Origin of the sequence: Oribacterium sp. P6A1, from assembly GCF_000702885.1 — a bacterium.
Classification (GTDB): Bacteria; Bacillota; Clostridia; order Lachnospirales; family Lachnospiraceae; genus Oribacterium.
Map to the genome: position 1 here is coordinate 100,704 of NZ_JNKO01000009.1, position 25,714 is coordinate 126,417.

18 protein-coding genes are annotated in these 25,714 nt (G+C 43.2%); 7 read left to right on the top strand and 11 right to left on the bottom strand.

Features of this window, described 5'->3' with window-relative positions; translation table 11 throughout:
• Window positions 1–46: 46 nt before the first annotated feature.
• Entirely contained in the window at window positions 47–1,633 is a 1,587-nt protein-coding gene (locus tag T515_RS08370) for a sensor domain-containing diguanylate cyclase (RefSeq protein ID WP_036609728.1), read from the bottom strand.
• 418 nt (window positions 1,634–2,051) lie between these two features.
• On the opposite strand from T515_RS08370, the gene T515_RS08375 reads away from it, so the two are divergent.
• On the top strand, window positions 2,052–2,852 hold the full coding sequence (locus T515_RS08375; RefSeq protein WP_036609730.1) for a hypothetical protein: 801 nt from the start codon (window positions 2,052–2,054) through the stop codon (window positions 2,850–2,852).
• A 52-nt stretch (window positions 2,853–2,904) separates the two neighbouring features.
• Here T515_RS08375 and T515_RS08380 read toward each other — a convergent pair whose 3' ends face one another.
• Window positions 2,905–3,813 carry a PrsW family glutamic-type intramembrane protease gene (locus T515_RS08380; protein WP_081832739.1) on the bottom strand — a complete coding sequence of 303 codons (909 nt, stop codon included), beginning with the start codon at window positions 3,811–3,813 and terminating at the stop codon, window positions 2,905–2,907.
• Between the two features lie 88 nt (window positions 3,814–3,901).
• A complete protein-coding gene (locus T515_RS16595) occupies window positions 3,902–7,396 on the bottom strand; it encodes a sensor domain-containing diguanylate cyclase (RefSeq protein ID WP_081832740.1) in 3,495 nt (1,164 codons plus the stop codon).
• Between the two features lie 250 nt (window positions 7,397–7,646).
• Here T515_RS16595 and T515_RS08390 point away from each other — a divergent pair, with 250 nt between their 5' ends.
• The gene (locus T515_RS08390; RefSeq protein ID WP_036609734.1) at window positions 7,647–8,840 is read left to right on the top strand and encodes a pyridoxal phosphate-dependent aminotransferase; all 1,194 of its coding nucleotides are present in this window, start codon (window positions 7,647–7,649) and stop codon (window positions 8,838–8,840) included.
• A gap of 77 nt (window positions 8,841–8,917) precedes the next feature.
• On the opposite strand, the gene T515_RS08395 is transcribed toward T515_RS08390, so the two are convergent.
• The gene (locus tag T515_RS08395; protein WP_036609736.1) at window positions 8,918–9,175 is read right to left on the bottom strand and encodes a TIGR03905 family TSCPD domain-containing protein; all 258 of its coding nucleotides are present in this window, start codon (window positions 9,173–9,175) and stop codon (window positions 8,918–8,920) included.
• Between the two features lie 253 nt (window positions 9,176–9,428).
• Here T515_RS08395 and T515_RS16600 point away from each other — a divergent pair, with 253 nt between their 5' ends.
• Window positions 9,429–10,946 (top strand): GGDEF domain-containing protein, encoded by a 1,518-nt coding sequence (locus tag T515_RS16600; protein WP_051671574.1) that lies wholly within the window; start codon window positions 9,429–9,431, stop codon window positions 10,944–10,946.
• A 253-nt stretch (window positions 10,947–11,199) separates the two neighbouring features.
• Here the strand turns inward: T515_RS16600 and T515_RS08405 are convergent, their stop codons facing one another.
• Window positions 11,200–13,068 (bottom strand): FAD-dependent oxidoreductase, encoded by a 1,869-nt coding sequence (locus T515_RS08405; protein ID WP_036609738.1) that lies wholly within the window; start codon window positions 13,066–13,068, stop codon window positions 11,200–11,202.
• 476 nt (window positions 13,069–13,544) lie between these two features.
• Between T515_RS08405 and T515_RS08410 the strand changes: the two genes are divergently transcribed.
• Genes T515_RS08410 through T515_RS08420 form a run of 3 tightly spaced genes read left to right on the top strand, consistent with a single transcriptional unit; the run spans window position 13,545 to window position 15,752 of the window.
• Window positions 13,545–14,024, top strand: coding sequence for a hypothetical protein (locus tag T515_RS08410; protein ID WP_036609740.1), 480 nt, complete (start codon window positions 13,545–13,547; stop codon window positions 14,022–14,024).
• 5 nt (window positions 14,025–14,029) lie between these two features.
• Window positions 14,030–15,184, top strand: a complete 1,155-nt coding sequence (locus tag T515_RS08415) for a DUF6765 family protein (protein WP_036609742.1) — start codon at window positions 14,030–14,032, stop codon at window positions 15,182–15,184.
• 25 nt (window positions 15,185–15,209) lie between these two features.
• Window positions 15,210–15,752, top strand: coding sequence for a DUF308 domain-containing protein (locus tag T515_RS08420; RefSeq protein WP_036609744.1), 543 nt, complete (start codon window positions 15,210–15,212; stop codon window positions 15,750–15,752).
• A 194-nt stretch (window positions 15,753–15,946) separates the two neighbouring features.
• Here T515_RS08420 and T515_RS08425 read toward each other — a convergent pair whose 3' ends face one another.
• The 5 genes from T515_RS08425 to T515_RS08445 all read right to left on the bottom strand — a co-directional run bounded on the left by T515_RS08425 (window position 15,947) and on the right by T515_RS08445 (window position 21,955).
• Window positions 15,947–17,191: a dicarboxylate/amino acid:cation symporter gene (locus T515_RS08425; protein WP_036609747.1), complete on the bottom strand. Its 1,245-nt coding sequence runs from the start codon at window positions 17,189–17,191 to the stop codon at window positions 15,947–15,949.
• 335 nt (window positions 17,192–17,526) lie between these two features.
• Entirely contained in the window at window positions 17,527–18,165 is a 639-nt protein-coding gene (locus T515_RS08430) for a trimeric intracellular cation channel family protein (RefSeq protein ID WP_036609748.1), read from the bottom strand.
• 212 nt (window positions 18,166–18,377) lie between these two features.
• The gene (locus T515_RS08435; protein ID WP_036609750.1) at window positions 18,378–19,643 is read right to left on the bottom strand and encodes an L-cysteine desulfidase family protein; all 1,266 of its coding nucleotides are present in this window, start codon (window positions 19,641–19,643) and stop codon (window positions 18,378–18,380) included.
• A 167-nt stretch (window positions 19,644–19,810) separates the two neighbouring features.
• Window positions 19,811–21,193 carry an APC family permease gene (locus tag T515_RS08440; RefSeq protein WP_036609752.1) on the bottom strand — a complete coding sequence of 461 codons (1,383 nt, stop codon included), beginning with the start codon at window positions 21,191–21,193 and terminating at the stop codon, window positions 19,811–19,813.
• Between the two features lie 39 nt (window positions 21,194–21,232).
• Window positions 21,233–21,955: a gamma-glutamyl-gamma-aminobutyrate hydrolase family protein gene (locus tag T515_RS08445; protein ID WP_036609754.1), complete on the bottom strand. Its 723-nt coding sequence runs from the start codon at window positions 21,953–21,955 to the stop codon at window positions 21,233–21,235.
• Window positions 21,956–22,318: 363 nt separating this feature from the next.
• Here T515_RS08445 and T515_RS08450 point away from each other — a divergent pair, with 363 nt between their 5' ends.
• Window positions 22,319–23,026, top strand: coding sequence for a helix-turn-helix domain-containing protein (locus tag T515_RS08450; protein ID WP_036609756.1), 708 nt, complete (start codon window positions 22,319–22,321; stop codon window positions 23,024–23,026).
• A gap of 106 nt (window positions 23,027–23,132) precedes the next feature.
• Here T515_RS08450 and T515_RS16605 read toward each other — a convergent pair whose 3' ends face one another.
• Complete coding sequence (locus T515_RS16605; RefSeq protein ID WP_051671575.1) at window positions 23,133–25,415, bottom strand: fructose-specific PTS transporter subunit EIIC; 2,283 nt, start codon at window positions 25,413–25,415, stop codon at window positions 23,133–23,135.
• Window positions 25,416–25,714 lie beyond the last annotated feature (299 nt).

Here is a 25,714-nt window from a genome sequence, read left to right on the forward strand (position 1 = left end):
TAAAAAGGTGACCACCTCTAAAGAAGTGATCACCTTTTTTCTTGACTTATTTTATGATGATGTTGCTACCATGGTGAATCTTCTTCGCCTCGTACATCCGTTTATCCGCAGCGTGCACAAATGAATCTATATCCATTTTTCCGCCATTCCACTCAACCACGCCAATGCTTACAGATACGTTCAGACCATCCTCACTGAACAATCCTTTCACACGATTTTCAAGTTCCAGATTCATTTCCTTCAGGACATCTTTCTCGATTTTTTTCGGTATGAGTACAGCAAACTCATCTCCTCCAAGTCTCGCTATGACGGAGCCCTGATATATCTCCTCTATGGCTCTTGCGGTTTTGTAAAGTACTTCATCACCTATGACATGTCCGTAGCGGTCATTGACCACCTTGAAGTTATCCATATCCATATAAAGAAGTGTCATGCTGGCATTCTCGTTATTCTTCAGAAAATCATAGAAATATCTCCGGTTCCAAAGCTTGGTCAGAGCATCCGTATTGGCGGTTTCCAAAATCTTCTTTTCATATTCCCGCTGGAATGTCACATCCTGGAACAGACAATAATATGCCGAAATACTGCCAAAGGTATCCCTCACCTCCTGCTCAACGATGATAAAAAACCTTTGCTTACCATCACACTCTATCCTGAACTCCTGAAACCGATAATGCCTGTCAGCATCAACCTTCGCCTCTGAAACAGGCGTCATCTTTTCCTTTTTAAAATCACGATATGAAAACTCTCTGATGGCCTCCTCATCCATTCCGAAGAACTCCACAAAATGCTGATTAGCCCGTATCGTCTCCCAGTTCACAGAACAGATAAGCATGGGAAATGGTATATTCTCAATGAGCATAGAAAACTGAATACCCATATTTCCGAAATCAGTCACATCATGACCTATACCCACAGTACCTATGATCTTCCCGAAGGGATCAAACAGAGGTGATTTGTAGGTAGTAAACTGCTTCATACCTTCAGCTGATTTTACCGGCTCGTAGGATACATCCATCTTTCCTGTGCTAAGGACACGTTCATCTGAATCCTTGCAGGTAAACTCTCCCTTTTCAAACTCTTCTTTTGGGATATCCCATATATAATAGTGTTCTGCGCCCTCGCACTGTTCCTTGGTTTTATTGACTATCTCCGTATATACTCTGTTCACGTTGTAATGGAAGCCGTCAACATCTTTAAGCCACATCATATCGGGCATACTGTCGATAGTTGTGTTGAAGAGGTTCCTGTACATCCATCTTCCGCACTCTCCGTCCACACGGTAAAGAAGGTTCTGAAGCCTGAAAAGCTTATACTCTGTATCTGCAGAACGAAGCCAGAAGTCAGATAGTCTTTTTTTCAGTTTTGGATCAATGTCTTCGAAACAATCCCCTTCATAAACAAGATATGTGAAGCCTTTCCTGTCCTCCGGAACAGAAAGAAGTATATCCTCCCTATCAGAAATAACCAGAATATTTTTATCTTTTACAAATTCCGGCATATCACCGGAATCACCTATATGATATGAAACCTCAAGGTCATCAGGAATGATAATTTCCGGCAAATGTTCCTCAAGTTCCCGATCAGCAGCATGAAGATAAACCTCCAAATACATAGATTTAACGGTTTTCATACAAATCTCCATTCCGCTGCCTTCGCTGAGCGCACAAATAGTTGTGAAAAAAGATTTTTCACATTAAGTCCTCTCTGAAAGCAGCCTGTATCCGCCAGACAAAAACAATACAACTTTATGGCTGTATCTGTCCACAACCATCTCTTATGGATCAAGGTGTTAAATCAAAACATGCACCTTACCTTAACTTTTCTGTCGACAGATTATATCAATAATATAATGACGTGAATGTCAAAAGTATCTGCCACTCACCTATAGCGCCCACACACATTCGTGTGAAATGTGCTGCATATATAGTTCACTTGCATCTCTTGAATCTTAATTCTTTATATTCTCCTCCTTCTTTGTCGATATTAACGATATATAGTATCTGTAATTAAGGAATAAAAAGTGGGAATAATTAAAGAAGGAGGAACCAATGAAAACAAAGAAAATTTTAGCAACTGCTGCGATGACTATAAGCTGTATCCTGATGATTGGTATGACCGCCTTTGCTTACGGAACCTGGAGACACGACGGCTACGGGTGGTGGTATGATCATGGAGACGGAAGGTATCCGAAAAGCACAATGAAAAATATCGATGATGAATACTACATCTTCGATAAACACGGCTACTGTATCACCAGTCAGTGGACCATGTACAATGGTCAATGGTACTATGCAACCGGTAGCGGTGTTGTTGCCACTAGCCAATGGATAGGCGATTACTATGTAGGCGAGGACGGCATCATGCTCACAGATTGTTGGACCCCTGACGGATACTATGTTGACTCAACAGGAAAGTGGGATAAATCCAAGAGCAAGAACGGAAGTTCTGATGCAACTGATGAATACTTCACCATCGATGGTAATTGGGATAACAGAGACCAGTCAGGTTTCAGCAAGGATAAGCGTGTCGATATGTGGATCGAAGTAGATCCCGGTGATGCCTATCTCGCAAGCGCTGACTTCGGTCTCTACATGAGCTCAGGTACTCCTTACAGTTTGTATGATAAAGAAAATCCAAATGGTGATTGCCTGAAACTCGGCACTGTTGACGGTCTCGACTGGGGTGCAAGAAGTACCATTTCTGACAAATGGTATGACCTTGAATATAATGGTAAAGACACCATCACTCTTAAATGGAGATCTACCCAGTGGACCAACGGAAACCTTGTCTTCAAGAGAAGATCCGGAGGTCGTCTCTTACATGCAGGAACCAACGGTTCAGTTGGCTGATACAATTAAGCCCCCAGGTCTCACGACCTAGGGGCCTTGCTTTGCCATTCCATCACACCGGAGCATCTTCATATGCATATTTCTTTATATTCTTGTAGGCTGTTACATTGAGAACCACCATCACTGCAACAAGGCCGATTCCCAAAAGGGTGGTGATCACTTCCGATTCCAACGCTCCCGCAAGGAAACATATAAAATCATACCATCCATGTATCAGAATGGCAGTTATGATGCCCTTTCTTCTCATGGCCCTTGCTCCTGCCGGATTTCCGTTCAGCTCAAGGGTTTTTGACTGTCCGTAATAGTAACCCATGTATATTCCGAATATACAGTGTCCGGGAAAAGCCGCTCTTGTAAATGCCGTATCCGCCGTACTGTCCAAAAGATACAGGATATTCTCGAATATCTCAAAGCCTATGGCTACCGTGGTGCTGTAAACCACTCCGTCAAAACGAAAGTTAAATGCCGGATTCCTCCACGTCAATGCCTTCAGCACAGCATATTTGCATAACTCTTCCGTTGCGGCTGCCATGATAAAAGCTGCCGCAGCACAGTACAGTATGGGGTTCCAGCCGAAAAGCACACTGATAACCACATCCAGTGCCGATTCAATTACTACTGCCGTAATAGTGGATATCAGCGCACCGCCGAAAAACAGTTTCATCAAAAGTCCCATAGGCTCAGGCTCTATCCTGTCCATCCTGTAGATAAGAAACATAAGCACTATTCCGGGAACACAGGACACTATGAGAGCTATTTCCATTTCTGCTTCAGCCGAAAAAAAGGAAGTGATTAAAAATCCCAAAGTCAGAACGGCTATGAGCAGCATAGGCATCCTTCTAATGACAAAAGGAGGCTTGGGATCCACATATCTGCTGCCGCAATAGGCACAAAAACCGGCTCCGGGGTCTACGGGAGCACCGCAGCACCTGCACTTCGGATATATTTTTTGTTGGTTCACGTCAATTTACCTCTCATCAATTAACGCTGTATTTTAGCCGTAATTTCTGACATACAGATGTCAGTCCAATCGGCTCTTATCCACTGCACTAACTTATACTCTTTAAGTACTTTTTGTTTTCATACATGTTCTTATCTGCCCGTTCAAAGACTCCAGCCACATTTTTGTCACCATCAAATCTGGCAAATCCGGCAGCCACAATAACTCCTCCGTTTTTCATATTCTCAGTGTTTTTATTTTCAACCTGCTTCATCAACAATTCGATATCTTCATAGCTCTTTCCCTGGGCTATGACAGCGAATTCGTCACCCCCGACTCTGAATACAGGACAGTGGGCAAATATCTCACAGATTTCAGAACAACCCTTTTTGATATACTCATCACCCTTCTTATGGCCGAAGGTGTCGTTTATGTACTTAAGACCATTGATATCAAACACGGCTACAGCAAATTCCTTGATGGTCTTTTCTTCTATATGCCTGTTGATTTCTTCCTCAACATCTATATAGGCATGCTTGCTCTTGACTCCCGTGAGAGCGTCTTTGTTGGCTTCATTACGGGCAGCTGTCAGCTTGGATGCATACTCGAGTTCTCTCTTAACCTGTTCGTCTACATCTACTATACCCACAACAAGTTCATCAACGCCGCCTTCACTTATGAGAGCCGCCTTAATAGTCACATATACTATATCTCCTTCCAGGAGTCCCCGTACGTTTACGGAATATATTCCGCTCCTGTTTATGATATCAAGAACATTATCCTTAGTGAAAGAATTAAGGAACATTTCCTGATCGTCGGCAAAGATATGGTTTCTTCCTGCATCTCTCATCTTTTCAAAGAATCCGGTTCCTCTTTCTTCGATAAGGGCCGCAACATACTCCTCGCTGGATGCAAACTTCTCATACTTCTCCGTAACCGGATCCACTGTATAGATAACCATAAGATCTGAAGACAGAGCACTTACTCTGGCATAGCTTCTTCGCTCCTGCTGAGCCCTCTCGATCTCCGCCTGCTGCTTTTTCTGGGCATCTATATTGCTTACACCCATAATGATTCCGTTACCCTTTTTACCTGCACGAACCACCTTCATATTCACATAGGTTGGCACCCCGTTCAGCATCAGCCTGTAGGTAAAATTAAAACTGCCGTTGTCTTCAATTGCCTTTTTTACATTTTCCTTTGTGAAAACAGCAAGAAACATATCTATATCCTGAGGATACAGAATTATCCTGGCATTCTTCCTGGATTCCGCAAAAAAGTCTCTTCCTTTCTGGTTTGTGAAAATATCGTTCACTACATTTCCCAGTCCGTACTCGACATACTCCTCCGTATCCAGATCAATATAATAAAAATATAAATAATCCGATGAAAGCTCCTGAATGACACTTGCAAAGGTCACATTGAATTCATCACTTTCCTTCGTGAATCCAAGGACCGCCACAACATAAGCCGCCACTTTCCTTACAGGGTTTGTCGCTATACGCCGTATAAACAGATGCACTGTATTCCCGTCATTCATTACTTCATCCAGGAACACTTGCTTTCCGTCCTCATAGCAATCGGACAATGCCCCCAGAAACAGCTCATTCTGATGGTTAGAGCCCAAAGCACGGGGGTCAATCTTTTCTTCCGGCACTATAGCAGCGAAAGCATCCTTAAATAACTTTCGGAATGACTGATTGGAGCGAAGCATGGTAATCCTCTCCCCGTCCCACTCCACAATGTTTATGGGCATGGTGTTAAAGTACTTTTTCGCTACGTCTTCATCATTAGCATCCCCATCCCCAAAGGAAGTTCCCAGATCATAGAGATTTACTCTTCCTATCACTGCATAGTAAGGTGCCTCATCGGGATTCTCAAATCCGATCTGCGTTCCTGTTCTGTATCTTTCAAATATCCCTTTAAGAGACAAAGGTTTACAGTAATGATATCCCTGAAGTTTAGTACATCCTATTTCCTTCAGGAACTCCACCTGCTCGTCAGTTTCAACTCCCTCCACAACGGTTTCGATGCCGAGAGAGATAGCCATCCTTACCAGTTCGGACAGGATGATCCTGCTCTCATTGCCGGCATAAAAAAGATGCATATACTGCATTTCAAACTTTATGGTATCAAAATGGATTTTCTGAAGAACTTCCGGTGAAGAATATCCGCTTCCGAAATCATCCATCCATACGCTGAACCCAAGTTCCTGAAATCTCTCCACCTCACGTTTAATATATTCAACGTCAGAGGCAACTATGCTCTCCGTCAGTTCAACCGTGATGAGCTTTCTATCCAGACCCGCATCATCCACAAGTTTCCTGACCTCTTCCACTATGTCACAGGAATAAAAGTCAGCCCTTGAAAGATTCACAGACTGGGGAACCATATATAATCCGGCTTCCTTTTGCTGCTTCAGCTTATCTATGACCCTGCTGATGACATGGAGATCCAGCTTGTATATAAGCTTCGCATCCTCAAGAACAGATATGAACTCCTGAGGCAGTATGACGCCTTTTTCAGGATCAGTCCATCGTGCCAATGCTTCCTCGTCACTTACCCGGCCATTGGCAGCTCTTACTATGGGCTGATAATATACCTTGATCCACCCACCGGCTATGGCTCTGTCGATATTAGCGATAAAATACTGACGCTTTTCCTCTTTCTCCAGCATATCGGGAGTGAAATAGCCAAAACCGGAAACATACTTGCTTCTTATAGCATCACAGGCCATCTTGGCTCTGTCACAGGCTATACTGGGTTCAACCACGTTTTCATCAGTAACATATATACCTATTCTCACAGGAAGATTAACACCTTCATTGACATCCTTCATGTCGGAAAGTGTGTCGTTCAGTCTTTCCTCCAGATCATCAAGAGATGTATATATAGCAAAATGATCTCCTCCGAATCTTCCGCAGTTCTCTGTACTGAAATGTTTCTTCAATACATCCGCGACTCCCTTTATCAGTTTGTCTCCATCCTTAAACCCGTACTTTTGATTGAACAGCTTCATACCGGTGAGATCCACATACAGCATAACAGGCCTCTCACCCTTTTCCAGCATCCGGTCCTTTCCGTTTGCTGCAAGTTCGAAGAAGTAGGTCATACTGGGAAGTCCCGTAAGATAATCATACTTCATCTCATGCCTTATGGTCTGTTCACGCACCAGTTCACTGAGAGATTCATTGATATCCTTCGTAAAGACAGTATCGTTATCGGAATAGGGACCTTCATCCATATACCTGACAACTCCGAGCCTGGTGCCTCTTTTATACTCATGCTCTCCCCTGGCTCTGAAGATCCTGTACTGACCATCAACACTTGATCTGTAAACTACATCATACTTGTCATCTTCAGTGGCAAACCTGTATGCTGCATCTGAAATCCGAGCAATATCGTCCGGATGGACATCACGATACATGTCATGATTCATTACATCATAGGCTTCGTCCATGGTTTTAAAACCAAAGATCCTGCACATACCCCTGGATAAGGCAACAGTAACCACACGCCTATCCAAAAACTGATAGTACGCCATGGGGATACTGCTTTCCTCTATTAAACTCTGTTCGACATCACTGAATCTGAATCTTTCCATACTTAATATTTTATCAGATAGACAATAGGATTGCTCACATTAATTTAGTATTTTTTAATACTTTTTTACGACCGGTAATATCAGACATAAACAAAAGCTCTGATGATTCCGCCTGTTTCTCTTTCATATCTCTTTTGAATCATATTACCCGGTGTTATACTATGATGATAAGGGAGCGCAAAGCGCGTAGCGTTCTTATATCATTTTTCTCATTTCTTATCAAATCACCCGAAAGTGAGGTCCTAACATCATGGTTATTTCAAAAAATATGGAAAAATTAGTAGCAGGAAGTTCAACCATCAGAAAGCTCTTCGAAGAAGGCATCCAGATGGCTCAGGAAGTAGGCGCTGAAAATGTTTATGACTTCAGTCTGGGAAATCCCGCCTCTCCGGTTCCTCACGAAATAAGAGATTCCATAGAAAATATACTTGATAACACCGATGGAAACATTGTTCACGGATACATGAAAAATGCAGGTTATGATGAGGTCCGTAAGGCGGTTGCAGACAGCCTGAACAGAAAAAACGGGACCTCTTATTCTGCTGATGACATTATCATGACCTGCGGCGCTGCCGGTGCCATGAATTGTGTCTTCAGAAGTCTTCTGAATGCAGAGGATGAGGTTATAACATTTGCGCCCTTCTTCGGTGAATACAGAAGCTATGTGGCAAATTACGGCGGAAATCTGGTAGTTGTTCCGGCAGATACAAAGACTTTCCAGCTGAATCTTGACGCCATCCGCCCTCTTATAAACGAAAAGACCAGATGTGTCATCATCAACAATCCGAACAACCCGTCAGGTGTCATCTATACCGAGGATACCCTGAAAAAGCTTAATGACATACTAACAGAAGCCGAAAAGGAAATCGGGCATCCGATTTACGTTCTCGCAGATGAGCCTTATCGCGAGCTGGTTTACGGTGATCAGACAGTTCCTTACATACCGAATATCATCAGGAACAGCATCTTCCTGTATTCCTTCAGTAAGACTCTGTCTCTGCCGGGAGAGAGAATCGGCTATATGGCGGTTTCAAAGGATATTGATTACTATGATGAGATGATCTCTGCTCTTGTGGTCGCTAACCGCTGCCTGGGCTACATAAACGCCCCGTCCCTGTTCCAGCTTGTTGTTGCACAGTGCCTGGATATACCTGCAAACCTTGAGTTCTACGACAGAAACCGCAAGCTTCTTTACAACAAACTCACAAGCCTCGGTTTTGAAGTGGTGCATCCCGACGGAGCTTTCTACATGCTCATCAAGTCTCCAACTCCTGAAGAAGATGACTTCGTTGCCATGGGAAAGAAGTACCACATCATCCTTGTGCCGGCCAAATCCTTCGGCTGTCCGGGCTATGTACGTCTCGCCTACTGCGTATCCCACGATATGATAGAGCGTTCACTGCCGGCTTTTGAAAAGCTCGCAGCCGAGTACTACAACAAATGAAATGACTAAGTAAAAAAAGTCTTATCCCACATTTGTGCAAGCACAAGCGGGATAAGACTTTTTTCACTTATATCATTTTATTCAGCTTCAGCCAATGCCTGCTCAACTCCTCTTGCGAGCTGATCCGCACAGGATGTGCCCTTTGAACCGCAGAGGTTTCCCTTCAGGATCTCAACAGCCTTTTTGGCATCATATCCCTCAAGAAGCTTACTGATGGCAAGTGTGTTTCCTGCACATCCGCCGTAAAAATGAACATCATGAAGCTTTCCGTCTTCGATACCGAAATCCACCTGTCTGGCACAAACTCCGCTGGTTTTCATACTGTAATTCTGCATAATCTTTTATCTCCTCTTCACATAACTCTCTTTTTCTATATCATACATGCCTCAATCTCAGCGTCCGCTTAATCAGTAATGTCGCATGCCTCTCCTGATAATGCACTCTATTGTATCATCTGATCACATATTTGACATACTGTTTCTTAAAAGAAGTACAAATTGTACATTTATGATATCTTTACTAACATATATAATATATTCTGAATTTACGCCGAAAAAGAATTCTGAATAGAGGTTAAATCAGAAAACAATGAGTACTTCAATTTCTCAGGAATACAATGAATTTATACTCAACAACCGAAAAAAGGTCAATGGTTACCTGAACATGGTGCTATGGCTTTTTGTGCTGACCGGACCGGCTATAGCTATGGGCGTAGCTATGGGAATTTTTCCAAACGTAACTTATATCACCTGCTGTTACATCAGCACTCTGGTCATAGGCCTTTCAGCCCTGCATCTCATCATGCTCAGGAATATACCCCACTCTTTTTCTGCCAGTATCTTTGCTCTGACAGCATTGGACATACTTCTGTTTTACATGTGTCTGTCCGAAGTGTCCATTCGCATCACCTGGTTCCTGGTTCCGTTTCTCAGTCTGCTCTTCTGTGAAAGGGGCATTTACTACTATGCCTTTATTCTGAACTTTATCACCATGTTTACAGCAACATATGTGAGTTACATGTATCAGTTTACTCCCGCAGACTCCTCACATTACGCAAAAATTCTGTTCCTTAACTCCATGGGCGGCTTTACCATAGAGAGCCTTATCATGTTTGTTTCCGGATGTATCATTCTGAGACTTGCGTCTGATTACTACAAAGGTCTTATAGAAACAAACAACATTATTGAGACTCAGAAAAAAGATATGCTTGAAAAAGTGCAGCTTTTGGATGCGGTAGTCAGGATCTTTGACAATGTAAACCTCATAAATTTCATAACCCGTACCGAAACCTCTCTTAAAAGCCTTAAAAAGAATTCTCTGTCCATCGATTTTGTCAATCAGAGCCATACTGTGGTAAATACACGTTTACAGAAATACATCATTGCCGAACAGCATGAGCAGTTTATGGAATTCACAAACCTGCATACATTGAGAGAACGGCTTATCTGCAGGAATATCATAAGCGAAGACTTTATAAGTTCTGAATCCGGATGGATACGTGCGCAGTATATCACTGTTTCGACTGATGATAACGGTCTTCCGTCTGCAGTTATATACATCACACGAAATGTAGATTCGGAAAAGAAGAAAGAGGCTTATCTGCTTGAAATTTCCATGACCGATGCCCTTACAGGCCTGTATAACAGAAGAAGTTATGACAAAGACAAACTTGCCATAAACAGTTCACCGCTCCCGGAAAATCTGGTTCTGTTCTCCATGGATGTTAATAATCTTAAGACTGTGAACGATACCCTGGGACATAACATCGGAGATGAACTTATCAAAAATGCGTCCCGTTGTCTCTCTGCCGCTATCGGGCCTCTGGGAACCGTTTACAGGGTTGGTGGTGATGAATTCTTCGCCATAGCCATAACCGGTGATCCTGAAAAGATCCGGAAAGACATCTCTGAACTTACAAAGAGCTATGACGGAACCTATCCTAACCAGCTGAACATCTCCGTAGGCTATGCATCTTTACGTGATCATCCGGAAGCATCCTACGATGAACTGGAAAACCTGGCAGATGTAAATATGTACGAAGAAAAAGACCGCTATTACAGGGAAAACCATATCGACAGAAGACGAAGACGCAGAGCTTCGGGCTGAAGAAACACTGTCATAATAAGAGCTTTTTCTGAGATATGGGAGTTCAAACGTAAACATCAGAATTATCAACATATACAGAAGCCAAAAAAGATCCGCCATCACGGCAGATCTCTTTTTTGATAATTCCAGGCTGTTAATGTTATATTACAGTACCATCCTTTTGCGTGTCATAACAAGCTCTGTACTGATACGCCCGAGTTTGGATGTCCAGCCGTTTTTTTCAACTAATTGTAAATAACTGCAGCAATATACTTTATTTAGCAGCGTACTTAGCAGCATTCTCACCTGAGATGAAGCCCATGTAAGCGCCTACGCCGAGAGCCTCACGGCCCGGATAGTAATCACCGAAGAATCCTGCGGAACTGATGATACCTGCAGCATAAAGACCGGGGATAGCATTGCCATCCTTGTCTGTTACCTCACCTGCAAGGTTGGTTTCGATTCCACCGTAGTTTCCTCTTGTAAGATCATACTCCTTAACCGCATAGAAAGGACCTGCATCTATAGCTGAAAGATACTCCGCATCCTTACCGTGATCTGTATCCTCACCTGCCTCACACAGCTTGTTGTACTGATCAACTGTTGCCTGAACTGTTGCAGGATCAAGATTCATATCCTTTGCAAGAGCCTCGATGGAATCCTCCTTGTAAGCCTGGATCACTGATCCCTCTGAAGTTCTTTCCAGATATTCATCAAGCTTCAGGAATTTATCAGCGATTTCCTGATCCATAACAACCCAGCCGTAATCAGCTTCACCTTCGTTGATGAAGTAGATCATCTGGTCATGTACTCCGAGAGCCTCGGAAACAGGACGGTTGCCCTTATTGTCAAGAAGGAGACATTCAAACGGATAACTGTTGTTCGGCTGACCCACTACAGGCATATCGTATGGATCCGGTGCGAAGCATCCGCTCATGGACTCACCGAAAGCTGACTTAACAGCGCCGACCTCAACAGCCATATTGATACCGTCACCTGTGTTTGAAACAGCAGTTGATGTGAAATTGTGAAGTGCATCCGGGGCAAGCTCTCCTGTGAGCTCATCGTTCCATGCGTAATCACCGCAGGCAAGAACTACAGCCTTTGCATTGATGGTCTTTGTTCCTGTCTTTGACTCACAGACAACACCTGTTACATGATTCTCTGCATCTGTAAGAAGCTTTGTGGCCCTTGTGTTGAAGTAGATAGGAACGCCGTTATCTGCAAGATTATCCTCAAGCTGATTTACGAGCGCCTGACCGCCCTTTACCTTAACCTTAGCTGTTGCAAGCTTAATGTTTTCGGCGTTCTTCTTTGCCTGCTCTGAAGCTGTAGGAACCATAGTTCCTTCTTCATTGAGCTTATAGTCAACATTAGCATCTGTAAGGAGCTGTAATACATCAGGTGAAACAGCACATGCAGTGTTTATCTTATCCATATCGAGAGGATTTCTCTCTGTTATCTTGTTACGCTTTACCCACTTCTCCACAAGCTCAGGAACACCTTCAGCAGTATCAGCTGCGATAAATGAACCTGATGAGAAGATAGATGTTCCGCCGCCGAAGGCAAGCTTCTCAACAACTACTACATTAGCACCTTCACGCATTGCCTTCTGGGCTGCTGCAAGACCGGCAATTCCGGCACCTACCACAACAACGTCACAGTCAATGGTCTCGTCCTTTACTTCTACCTTTACTTCACGGTTCTTCCACTCGGATACATCACCGCCGGCCTGCTCTACAGCATCGCCTACAAGCATACGAACAGCAGAGCTTGATACTGTTGCTCCTGAAACAGCGTCAACTCCGAGCGACTGGTGCTCGATGATGGCATCAGCCATAAGCTTAAGTGCCTTGTCACCAACTCCTGCTGTCTCATCCTGCTCTGTGTAGTTGATTTCTGCGATCTTACCGTCCTTAACTACAACCTCAGCAGTAATGTCTCCGTCCATGCCCTTTGCGCTGGCAGTGTATGTACCGTCAGTAAGGGTGCCGGTAGTCCCGGAAGTCTCTGCGGCTGTTGTTGCAGCCTCTGTTGAAGCCTCTGCAGCGGCTGTAGTAGCTACCGGCACTGAAGAAGCACCGCATCCTGTGATGGACAGAGCGGATACAACGGCCACTGTTCTAAGCATTGATTTATTCATTTTTGTTTCCCCCTCAAAACATGATGATGCATTTCATTCCTGCATATGAACGTTTTGCATCTGACCTTAAGTCCGGCCGTGTTCGTTTTATCCGGACTGATACTTCACGTCGGTTTCCAGAATCTCCGACATGATTGATATTTTTTTGTCACCATGGTTATGAGGAGATTATAGTGCATATCCTTTGTGCATAATGTACTTGTATAAAAACACGAAACGTTTCATTCAGTCATCTTATATATCAAAAATCAATACAGGCAATACTAAATACCTATATAGTTACAAAATATCCAAAAAAACAGTATCATCAAATTATAAATAATGCCGATAAAATAGATATAAGCGGATCAGATGGTCTTAAGTCCACACCGGGGCCGGGCTCATATCTGTCCGGCATGGGCCTTTGATACTCACATTTAGATATAGTCAGGCGGTCCGATATCTGTTTTTGAAACTTAGATCATTACGGAGTTTTTATGGAAAGAGAAATAAGACGCAGGCAAAGCATACTGTCAGTCACCGGAAACGGTGTTATGTTCCTCGGTATGTGGAGCTTTCTGAAAATAAATCTATATTTCATATTGGGCCGGAATGCCATTTTGGAGGATATCCTTGAGGATCAGTCCATAGATGAAAACACCTTACTGCTGATAATGTATATCATCTCCATGATCCTCGCATCCCTGGAGCTCTTTTTCCGTATAAGGGTAGGTCGGGGCGCCATAGCCGAATCAAGAGATGAAAAAAAGCCTAAAAGATATATAGGCATGGCTATGACCCTTATCATCCTGTACGTATTTTCAGTGATTTTCACAGTTTTCAATCTGGATTTTACCAAAGACGGTTTATGGGACCAACTCGCCTCCATGATAGTGGACATTACTTCTCTGGTTATGCTGATAGAACTGGTCAGTTCCGCAAGTGTCCTCCGTAAAATAAAGCAACAGATGGGATAATATCTATGCAGAAAGATTTTCATTACTACGCCACATATTGTGCAGCCATACTTTCGGGCTACACCCATGAAGAAGCCATGGACATATGCTACAGCGCCCAGTTTGTGGACCTGTGTTCTGCCACCCTGCTATCGAAGCTGAAAGCTCCGAAGTCAGCCGCCACTACACAGCTTCAGCTGGAACTCATGGATTCAAGAACAGATATCGTAAGCCTTCAGAACATAACCCGCATATGGTCATCATTTCATTTTCTTCCGGGGGATCTTTATGCCCAAAAAGAAAAGTGCTCCAAGCGATATCTCAATAAATACCGACTCATATGCAAGCCCAACAGCGATCTTATGGTGAGCACAGTCGAACATGCAAAGAACAGTTCCCTTCAGGCCGTAGGCATTGCCATGCACGTTCTCGCTGACACCTGGGCTCACAGCTATTTTGCCGGCACCCCTTCTCTTGTCATCAACAATACCGACTCATACTTTTTTGAACTTATCCCCGATGGCGAGACATTTTCCGAAAGGCGTATAACATTTAAACATAAAACCTCCATCAGCGATGATCCCGACAGCTCCACATACGTAAGCAGCCTTTATCAGAGCTCCGAGAATTCCATCATGAATCTCGGGCACGGCCGTGCGGGACATCTTCCTGACTACAGCTTCATACGTTACCGCTATCTTCCGGCCTGGGGTGATTACGACGATATCCTGAAGGACAATCCCTCCGATTACATTCATGCCTTCACCCAGATGATAGAAGCCATGAAGTATATCCGTGGTGCCAATGCCTCTTTCCAAAAATCATGCTATGACTTTGAGGCTATTTCTCCCTACAGAGATGAGATCGATTCGATCCTTAAAAAGCGTCAGCTCGATGCCTGCGCCGACTGGAAAGCCTTTGGTGAAAAGCTTTCGGGACACACCATCGAAGATTTTGATCTCCAAAAATATCAGAGCGAATATACGGAAGCCGCTCAGGATCAAAAAGACGAAACTTTCATCGGAAGATTTATCCTTGCTGCCATGGTCCAGAAAAGCATGGTCACCAATGCCATCTTTGAATCAGGCAATATCCTTGCAGGTTTTTCCGTGAACTACTGGAAGAAAGGTTTCAGGGGAATAAAAGACTATAAGAAACTTTTGGATCTGTTCAGGCTATGACACGCCCCACATTTTAGGAGTAACCATGACAGCATTACAGCGAATCAAAAACATAATAACAGCGCTTTTTATGATAGTATGCAGCATCATACTTCTGTGCTTCCCGGAAAACGGGTACTACATCGTTTTGCTTTTTCTCAGTTTGTCACTGACTATCTATGGTGTGAAAACCCTCTTTTATTATTTCACCATGGCAAGAAAGATGGTGGGCGGACAAAGCATTCTTTACAGAGGTGTTGTCATACTGGATCTAGGTATCTTCTCTCTGACCATAGCTGACAACCCGACGGTTTTTGCAATCGTATATCTTCTTTTGATTCATCTTTTTACCGGTGTGGTAGACATACTCCGGGCACTTGAAGCAAAAAGTATCTCTGCCCCTGCATGGCGGTTCAAATTCGGAAGCGGAGTGGTAAACATTGTACTGGCACTTGTAGCTTTTATAGCAGGCGCAATCATGAAATCCATGGAAACCCTGGTATATCTTTACTGTCTTGGACTTTTATCTTCTGCAGGTGCAAAGTTCATCAGCGCCTTCCGCAAAACCGCAATAGTTTACATTCAGTAAAACGCCCGTGTAATTACCTGCAACGTAAATAAGTCCTCCGCGTGTCCGGAAGCCATCACTTCCGGTCGTATTCGAAACTTTCGCCTGTTATAAACGTGCGCCGTAAGGCGCAAAACAAAGGCGTCGCATTTTAGTGCGACGCCTCCTGCTTGTCCAAAGACTATTTAATTGTAAACATGATGGTCAGACTGTCTTTATGCTATGTTGGCTGCCTTTGCCTTCTGCATCTCATCAGAATGCTCTGAGATACCGTGCTTCTCTGCATATCCTGTAAGGATAAGTGTAAGAGCGCCGTCACCTGTTACGTTGCAGGCTGTTCCGAAGGAATCCTGAAGTGCGAAGATAGTGAGCATAAGTGCGGTTCCTGTCTCATCAAATCCAAGTACGCTGATGATAAGACCGAGAGAAGCCATAACAGTTCCGCCTGGAACTCCGGGAGCTCCGATAGCGAATACTCCGAGAAGCAGACAGAAAATGATCATCTTTGATACAGGCGGGAACTCACCATAGAGCATCTTAGAAACTGCCATTACGAAGAAGGTCTCTGTCATAACGGATCCGCAAAGATGGATGTTTGCAAAAAGCGGAATACCGAAGCTTACCATATCATCACGAAGTGTAGGCTCTGACTTCTTTGCGCACTGAAGTGCAACTGAAAGAGTAGCTGCTGAAGACATGGTACCAACTGCTGTCATGTAAGCAGGACCGTAATTTTTCAGGATGTTCATGGAATTTCTGCCTGAATAAGCACCTGCGATTCCGTAAAGCAGTGCAAGCCAGATATAGTGTCCTATCATTACGATGATAATGATTGCAAGGAAGATAGGAAGCTGCTTTGTAATGGAACCTTCGTATGCAAGTGTACAGAATGTTGTTCCGATAAGGACAGGAAGTACAGGAATAACAAACTTTGTAACTATGCTGAGAACGATGCTCTGGAATTCCTCAAGGATACCTGTTATATACTTGCTTGAATTCCATGCTGCTGCAAGTCCTACAAGTACTGAGAAGAACAGGGCTGACATTACAGGCATGATCTGTGGAATATCAAGTGCGAATACCGGTGAAGGTATCTCCTTAAGTCCGTCAACCTCAGGATTGATAGCCATGTGAGGCAGGATAGTGTAACCTGCTGTTGTAGCAAAAAATGCAGCACCTATGGATGATACATAAGCGATGCAGAGTGCAACCATAAGCATTCTGGAAGCATTATTTCCAAGTCTTGTGATTGATGGTGCAATGAATCCGATGATGATAAGCGGTACACAGAAGCTGATAAACTGTCCTACAATGTACTTAACGCAAACAAGTACATTAAGGACTGCCTGTGAAGCTGCGCTGCCATCACTTGAATTCAGAATAAGACCTACGACAATACCTATCGCAAGCGCGCACAATAGTTTAAATGGTAAACTGTGAATAAAGCCTTTCTTTTCCATCCCCTTAATCCTCCGTTAAAAAAGTTATTTGGCTTTAATGCCAGACCCTTCATGAACCTGCCGCTTACTTTGGAAACGCCATCCATAATAATTCACTTTCCAAAAAACGGCATCAATTGCAGGATCTGCCACGTACTTTATGTGAGCCGATTACCAGGCCATCCTTGGATTTTTCATCCCTCCGGTCATCGGATCATATACGTATTAAATACATTTCCATCTATATATATTTTAATAAATTATGCGACTTATATCTATATCGAATAACAAAAATAAACTATATTCCCCGAAAGACATATTTCCTGTCTTTTTATCCCTTGAATGAGATGATGTCTTTACATCACCTTAGGAAGATTCCACTCATACCTCATGGCCAGGTATCTCAGTATAACGATGACAACGAATCCTGAGATGACAGAGATGCTCTCATCAGAAGTGACACCGAATACAAAAGCCATTAGTATGCCCCCTGCAATTGAAGCCACGGCATAAACATGCTTTCTGAGTATGTCCGGCATCTGGTTTGCCATGATATCACGAAGTGCTCCGCCACCTACACCTGTTATAAATCCAAGAAAAACTATAAGGAAAATATTGTCTCTGTGACCGGCTTCAATACCTATCCATATTCCATCTGCAGTAAATGCAGCAAGCCCCAGGGTGTCAAACCAGAAAACCAGTGTATCGTACCACCTGACAATCTTTTCAGGTATATGCTTATGCATGGAGAGCCAGATAAACATTACATTGGCAACAAAAAAAGCTATGCCTACATAGAAAGGATTCCTAAAGGCCCTCGGCGGAATGTCTCCAATGATGATATCCCTGAGTATTCCGCCGCCGCAGGCTGTAGTGATGGCAAGAATGTTTATTCCGAAAATATCCATCTTCTTTTTAACGCCTAAAAAGGCACCGGATATAGCAAAGGCAATAGTACCAACAAGGTCCATTAAACCAAGGATAGTGGTATCCATGATTTTTTCCTCCGATAAAAAAGCCCATCACACCGCGATAATCACGATTTGATGGTCGAATTAGTGATTTAATGATATAAGTGTCAATAGTCGATATGGTACCGCTTCGCGCTTTGCGCTCACGCGTTCCTCCTACTTTTGTGCAAGCACACGTGGGAGAATACTTATGACACTTATATCATTTTATGCTCATCGTGAAAATAAATTGCAGTTTAGTTTCCAAGCATGATATTCAGAATTTCTTCATCGGTTGAACGCATGCCTTCTCTTCCCATTCGGCCCACTCTTGCAATAGTATCTTCGATGTCACCTACAACAAGACCTTCGCCGTCCTTAAAATTAAGCTTGTTCACCGCAAGATCATATGCCAGGAAACCCATGGAGATAGAAGCTGCAATCTTTGCGGCGCAAGATGACTTGGCTCCGTCGCAGACCATTCCTCCGATTGTAGATATAGAGTTTACAATTATGTTACCAAGAACCTCAAGAGGCTGTCCCTCTATGTAGGCTATACCCGACACGGCAGCACAGCCGGCACAGGTAGCACCGCAATAAGCTGAAAGATCACCTATATACTTCTTCTGAAGAAGCGCCATAAGGTCTGCAAATGCAAGTCCTCTTATGAGCTGCTCTTTGCTGATGCCTTTTTCTTTGGCATAAACAATAATAGGAACACTGATGGCGATACTCTGATTTCCTGAACCTGAATTGATTACCACAGGAAGAGCGCAGCCGTTCATTCGCGCATCACTGCCTGCTGCCGCATAAGCAACAGCCTTAAAGCGGTAATCATTCTCTCCATACATCTTTATGTACTGTCGTCCGATTTCGGAACCATAAGGATTTCTGATTCCTTCTTCCGCGATTTTAATATTGCATTCAATCTGTCTCTCGATAAGTTCGTGAACATCCTTCATATCGAAACAGTTTACGAACTCATAAATTGACTTCAGATTAAGAATGGAATTGTCGTTCTTAAGAAGATTGAGAGAAGGATTAGAAACAAGAACTTCACCATTCTTCTCGATTCTTGTTATATAAGTATGCTTCTCGGAAATCTCAACCAAAGCGCTGTCAGAACCTGCAAAAACCTCTGCTCTGATGTAAAGATTGTCCTTGCCGGTGACAAGATGGCAGTGGCAGAGATCCTGTTTAAGAAGACCGTCAAGCTGTGCTATCTCATCTTCTGTAACCTTGCTGACTACTTCAAGTTCCAATGAAGGATCACCGAAGGCCGCTCCAAGAATTGATGCAACCTCAAGTCCTCTTCTTCCTCCGGAATTAGGAACTGTAACAGCTTTAACATTTTTAATGATGTTGCCGCTGCAGTAAAGCTCAATCCTTTCAGGCATTCTTCCCAGAACTTCACGTGCCTTGGCATTGGCATATGCAACAGCGATAGGCTCGGTACATCCCATGGCAAGTCTGAGTTCTGCTGTAAGTAATGTTATAAAAGAATCATATATCTTTTTTTCCATTTTTTCCTCCACTGGTCAGACAACTTCAAAATATTCATTATCCCATTAGATTTAATCATTTGAACAGCTGACGCAATATATGTTTCATTCTTGATTTTTGTTTAAGGGGAGCGTCGGCCTAAAAGATTTATTCTCCTAATACCGACGCTTATATCAGTGATTTGGAATTATTTCTGTTTCTTTGCGTAGAAGTAAACAAAGATAGGGATAATTACATATCCTATGATCATTGATACTATTGCAAAGTAGTTAAGACTTGTACCGGTTTCTGTTGTGGTTGAGAAGCTTCCAGCCCAGTTGAACTTGAAAAGAAGAAGTGCTGTAAGTACAAGTGAAAGTACAGAAACCACAACGTCAGTTGTGAAGTTCTTCTTAGCTGTCTCTACTGTAGGATTCTTGGTCTTTCCGTAGAAGAACATGATAACCGCGATAGGTACGAGAATGAACTGTACGAAACGAGCAATGGTTGAAATGATCATGATACCCTTCATGTCATAAGCAAATGCCATAGGGATAACGATTGCAAACAATGTTGTAATGATGAAGGCATTAACAGGGATATCCTTTGCATTTCTCTTTGCAAATACTGCAGGAACCTGCTTTCTGTGAGCCATAGCCTCAAGAAGTCTCGGTGTGTGGAATGAAGAAGCTACATTGATACCGAACATTGATACGAAGGCACCGATGACAACGATATTCTTTATAAGAGGATTCTGGAAAACATCTGCAAGAACAACTACGGATGAACTTGTTACCATAGCAACAGGATCGATCATCATGGCTGTGAGAATGATTCCGAAGTAGATTGCTGCAACGATACCGATAGCAACAGGAATAGCTCTCGGAAGATTTTTCTCCGGCTCTTCCATGTCTTCTGCTCCGCTGGCAACACTCTCAAATCCTGTGAATGCATAGAAAGCTGCAACAAGTGCTGTTACGAAGTTGGTTGTTGTCATCTCAGGTACAATCTTGATGCCGTCAGCATTAACAAGAGCATCTACTTCCGCCATGTGGTTTCCTGTCATCATGGCAATGACTATGCCTGCGAAAATTGCGATAACAAGAGCAACACACTTGCCGATGGTTGAAAGGTTGGAAACCAGTGAGAAGATCTTTGTTCCCATAACGTTTACAATGAAGAGAACAATCATGAGAATGATAAATCCTACAGTCTGCATGCCGAAGGTAATATCAGCTGACTGATATCCAAGAATCTGGAATGCTGTTTTGATAACTCCGGTTGCCATAACGCCCCAGGCGATACTTGCAGAAACGAATCTTGTGATTCCTACATAGAGACCTGCATCGTCTCCGAAAGCAGTTCTTACATAAGCGTAAGCCGCCCCACTCTCACGGGTGTACTTACTCGCGCTTGCAAAGGTAAGGGCAAGGATTACTGCGAATACTGCAGCGCATATATAAATGAAAGGTGCCATACTTCCTGACTGCTTCGCAACTCCGCCCGGTGACAGGAAGATACCTGTTCCGATGATTGAGTTGATGGTCAGCATGACTATGGACCAGAATTTAAGTTTTGCTTTTTGTTCCATGACTATCTCCTTGAAATATTTCTATACTATCGGATTGAGTTATCTGCACTGATCAACCAGCGCCTTGAAAAGATTGAGCATGTGCTCGTTTGTTGCGTGCATCATCTCAGGATGCCACTGCACTGCCACGATAAATTTTGCAGTTTTATGCTCAAGACCCTCGATTGCGCCGTCCGGAGCTGTTGCTGCAACTGTAAAATCCTCTCCTACGCTCTTTATCACCTGATGGTGGAAAGAATTAACCGCTATACGGTTTTCTCCGAAAATCTTATGAAGTTTTGTTCCTTCGGCAATGTTTACATGATGACTTGGCATGTCCGGGGTATGTCCCTGATTATGCTTCAAAGCATTGTCCATCTCACTTAGATCCTGATACAGCTTTCCCCCCTCTGCTGTTGCTATGATCTGTGAACCTCTGCAGATTCCGAGAACAGGCATATCCTTTTCCTTTGCTTCTCTGTAAAGAGCATAATCAAATTCATCACGCTCAGGACAAACACCCCCAAGTCCACGATGAGGCTCTTCTCCGTAATTTAAAGGGTAAACATCCTGTCCACCTGAGAGAATCAATCCATCGCAGAGAGAAAGCGCTGTTGAGACCGCTTCCTTATCTCCGGACATGGGTATCATGATAGGGATTCCTCCTGCTGCAAGAACTGATCTTACATAATCCCTGTTCACATAAGATCTATGATATCCTGGAAACATACCACCTTCATCGATGATGATACTGGTGGAGATTCCGATAATTGGTCTGTTCACTTTGTTGTCTCCTTTCAACTTTTCAGGTGAAGTTTAGTTTTATCCATCAGTTTACCAACGGATAACGGCTTGTGTTCTTACTAAACCGACCTTTGTGTTCGCCAATATTTACATGTAGTGTATCAGAATAAAAACAGCATGACAAAAATATGTCAGTTTCTCCGCATGAAACTTTTTCATGAAAAGTATCGTCAAAATTGACAAATCAACTTTATAAGGCTATCATTTTACTTAATGCTTACACAATTATAAAAAAACCGTGAATTGTTCAATTTTAATGAAACATTGTGACACCTTTCACATGATTTGTGTCAGGTTCCGTAGTACAGCAACTAACTTAATTTGGGGAAAGGCTCATAAAGAATGCAGGAAGTACTTTCAGATATAGGCGATAAAATCAGATTGTACAGAAAGAAACAAAAGATGACTCTGGACGATTTGGCAAAAAACATATGTAAAAGCAAGGCCACTGTGTCCAAATATGAAAAAGGGGAGATATCTATCGACATCTCCACACTATATGATATTGCAAATGCCCTGGATGTAAACATTGAACAGCTTCTCTACGAAAAGCCTGTGCATAATAATGAATACAGAGGAAGCAAAATCCCGCATTTTTTCAGGGATCTCACACATTTCTACGGATACTGGTATGACGGACGTTCCAATTCTGTTCTGCGAATGCGTTTCGATGTGAGTCATTCGGACGTTGATAATCAACAGAAGCTCATGGGATACCTGAATTTTTCAGACTACGACCACTACCCTGTCTGTGAAAACACCTATTACGGTACCATAGAGCATTTTGATGCCTTAAGCAATGTTCAGCTTATAAATAAACATTTTCCATTGGAGAAGGTCAGTATACAGATTCTCGCCACATCCCTGGATTTCACCTACAAGTGGGGACTCTGGCAGGGACTTTCCACGAGACCCCTTATGCCCATGGCAACAAAGATGATCATCTGCCATGAGCGTATGAAGGAAGACGAAGAACTCATCAATATGCTTAAGATATCAAAAGAGGATATACGACTGTTAAAGCACTACAATATGTTGACAGTACTGTGACAGACAGCCTGCGATATGCCTGTAAATATGAGTTTCTGCCATGCTCCCCTCGCCCCAAATAAATAATAATCATATGAGTACGATATGAGCTTAAAGGGATTATTTCTTAAAACTTTGCCCTATTCTTTCGTTTCTTAAGTATTCCAAGAATCAGAGCTGTGAACATGGAGCCTCCTCCGATGGCAACACAATAAAGTAAGGGGTGTCCCACCACCGGCAGAACAAATATGCCTCCATGGGGCGCCGGCAGGGTGCATCCGAAGATTGATGAAAGAAATCCTGCAAGTGCGGAACCTGCAATGCATGAAGGTATGACTCTGAAGACGTCTATGATCACATAGGGAATTGCTCCTTCCGTAATAAACGCAAGTCCCATAAACAGGGATACCATTCCGCCCTGCCGTTCCTCCTTACTGAACATATTCTTAAAGATAAAAGTAGATAGGGCGATACCTATAGGGGGAACCATACCTCCTGCCATGATTGCAGCCATAATGATGCTTTCCTTGGAGTCTATGGAAGAAAGCCCATAGTTGTACGCTATTTTGTTGATTATTCCGCCCATGTCTACCGACATCATTCCTGCCGCAACCGTGCACACCACATGAATACCACGGGATTTGGCAAAATTCAGAAAAATATTGAAAACCGAGCCAAAGGCATTGGTGATGGGGCTGATAATAAAAAATGATATGGCCTGAACTATGGTCAGGCTGAATACCGGATAAATGATGATAGGAGCAGCGCCCCTGAAGAATTTGGGAAGCCGGTTCATAAAGAGATTTATCTCTCTGCTGATCACCCCTGCCGCAAGCCCGGCCAGAGTCGCACCTATGAATCCGGAGTTGGTATTTATCACCATATATCCGCCTACAAAACCAGCCATAAATGCTGATTCTCCTGCAAGACTGTATGCCATAAATGCAGAAAAAACAGGGAGCATAAAGTTAAAGGTAGTATCTCCCAAAAATTTTATATATGTAGCTATGGATGTGATGGAACCGAGGTCTGATCTTTCATCAACAGAAAGGGATGAAAGATCGATACTTGCCGCATCAAAAAGAAAAGCAAGGGCAATCAGAATACCGCCGCCTGCAACAAAGGGTGTCATCCACTTAACCGCAAAAACCACGCTTGAAAGAAACCGCTCCTTCAATACACTGATGAGACTTTCAGTCATCTGTGACATACTCTGCCCCGGTGTTTCCGGCTTATATCCCGAAGTACTGTCAGAGACATTTGATGAGCCGAAGCTTAGGACTTCCTTTACCCCGGCGGTTTCTTTCTCTGCTGCTTCTTTTTTCGAATTACTGAAAACGGTGACCGTGTTCCGACCATTCTGTTTTGACTCATACAGGGCGATATCTGCATTTTCGCATAATTCGGATAATGTCATGGCTCTGTAAACAGGAGTTACACCCACACTCACTGTAAAAGAGCATACTTCTTTTTCGGAATCCTCCCGGATTTCATCGCACATATCAAGAAGTACCGAATAGGCTTCCTTAGCCGGAAGATTGATGAGACCTATAAATTCGTCTCCTCCCCATCTTCCAGCCATACCTCCGTTTTTCGAAACCAGTTCCTTTATATGGTCAGCCAAAAGAACCAGCGCCGCATCTCCGCTTGCATGACCGTTTAAGTCATTTATCTGTTTAAAAAAGTCTATATCCAGAAGAAAGAGCGACTGTCTGTCAGCCGCCGCAGGCATCTGTTCAGCTTTCCTTTTGAAATCCGCCGTGAAGGACTTTCTGTTTGCCAGCCCCGTCAGTTCATCCGTAGTGGCAAGCCTTATCAGCTTTGTATTGTATCTGGAGATGATGTTTGATATCAGCACTATGAGCACTATGACCAGAATCACCCCGAGAGAAAAAATCACCGCATACTGCATGCGCTGTATCTGTCTTTCATTTGAACCATCATTTACGACTATCAAACGATAGTTTCCATGAAAAAAACTGTTGGATATACATATTTCTCTGTCCGCAAGAAAAAGCTTTGTTCCGCTGGTCCATACGGACATACCCGAACCCTCCGTATCCGTGTTCAGATACTTCGAAGGAAACTCCGATTTATTGTTATCGGCTTGTGCAAGAATATTCCCTGATGAGTCTGTAAGCCAAAGTGATATCCCTTCATTTGCCCTGCCTGCGGTATGATCATTGAAAATCTTTGTGACATTCAAATCCCTGTTTCCGGACCAGCTTTTACCGGCAGTATCATCAAGGACATAAGACAGTTCAACCACAACCATCTTAGTCTCGGATTCCTGATAGTTCAGCATAAGGCCGGTGCTGAGGTAGGCAATGGTAAGCATGAATAAAGCAAAAGCGCCGATGATGACCAGGAATATGATACTCAGCTGTCTTTCATTGGCTTTGTCATTCACGACCGGTTCCCTCCTTTCCATACGCATCAGGCAATGGTCAAAATATATATACATACATCGACAAAAAACACTTTTTATATTACCACTTTCTATGCACTGCATAAGCCGGTTATCCATGCGTCTCTATGTCCGGTGTTTTACCGCTTACCCTGGCTTACAACTCAGCAGTTTTACCACTAAAAACAATTTTTTCTGATAAAACTCAGCTTTTCTGTCGAAATATATATAAGTAGTGTGAACCGGATTCTATAGCTTAAATCAGCAATCATTTTTCCGGTTCTTAAGACCTCTTATCACGG

Excerpts from the sequence above, each read along its gene's own strand:
- T515_RS08370 (WP_036609728.1), bottom strand. The coding sequence starts at position 1,633 with ATGAAAACCGTTAAATCTATGTATTTGGAGGTTTATCTTCATGCTGCT.
- T515_RS08375 (WP_036609730.1), top strand. The coding sequence starts at position 2,052 with ATGAAAACAAAGAAAATTTTAGCAACTGCTGCGATGACTATAAGCTGT.
- T515_RS16595 (WP_081832740.1), bottom strand. The coding sequence starts at position 7,396 with ATGGAAAGATTCAGATTCAGTGATGTCGAACAGAGTTTAATAGAGGAA.
- T515_RS08390 (WP_036609734.1), top strand. The coding sequence starts at position 7,647 with ATGGTTATTTCAAAAAATATGGAAAAATTAGTAGCAGGAAGTTCAACC.
- T515_RS08395 (WP_036609736.1), bottom strand. The coding sequence starts at position 9,175 with ATGCAGAATTACAGTATGAAAACCAGCGGAGTTTGTGCCAGACAGGTG.
- T515_RS16600 (WP_051671574.1), top strand. The coding sequence starts at position 9,429 with ATGAGTACTTCAATTTCTCAGGAATACAATGAATTTATACTCAACAAC.
- T515_RS08405 (WP_036609738.1), bottom strand. The coding sequence starts at position 13,068 with ATGAATAAATCAATGCTTAGAACAGTGGCCGTTGTATCCGCTCTGTCC.
- T515_RS08410 (WP_036609740.1), top strand. The coding sequence starts at position 13,545 with ATGGAAAGAGAAATAAGACGCAGGCAAAGCATACTGTCAGTCACCGGA.
- T515_RS08415 (WP_036609742.1), top strand. The coding sequence starts at position 14,030 with ATGCAGAAAGATTTTCATTACTACGCCACATATTGTGCAGCCATACTT.
- T515_RS08420 (WP_036609744.1), top strand. The coding sequence starts at position 15,210 with ATGACAGCATTACAGCGAATCAAAAACATAATAACAGCGCTTTTTATG.
- T515_RS08425 (WP_036609747.1), bottom strand. The coding sequence starts at position 17,191 with ATGGAAAAGAAAGGCTTTATTCACAGTTTACCATTTAAACTATTGTGC.
- T515_RS08430 (WP_036609748.1), bottom strand. The coding sequence starts at position 18,165 with ATGGATACCACTATCCTTGGTTTAATGGACCTTGTTGGTACTATTGCC.
- T515_RS08435 (WP_036609750.1), bottom strand. The coding sequence starts at position 19,643 with ATGGAAAAAAAGATATATGATTCTTTTATAACATTACTTACAGCAGAA.
- T515_RS08440 (WP_036609752.1), bottom strand. The coding sequence starts at position 21,193 with ATGGAACAAAAAGCAAAACTTAAATTCTGGTCCATAGTCATGCTGACC.
- T515_RS08450 (WP_036609756.1), top strand. The coding sequence starts at position 22,319 with ATGCAGGAAGTACTTTCAGATATAGGCGATAAAATCAGATTGTACAGA.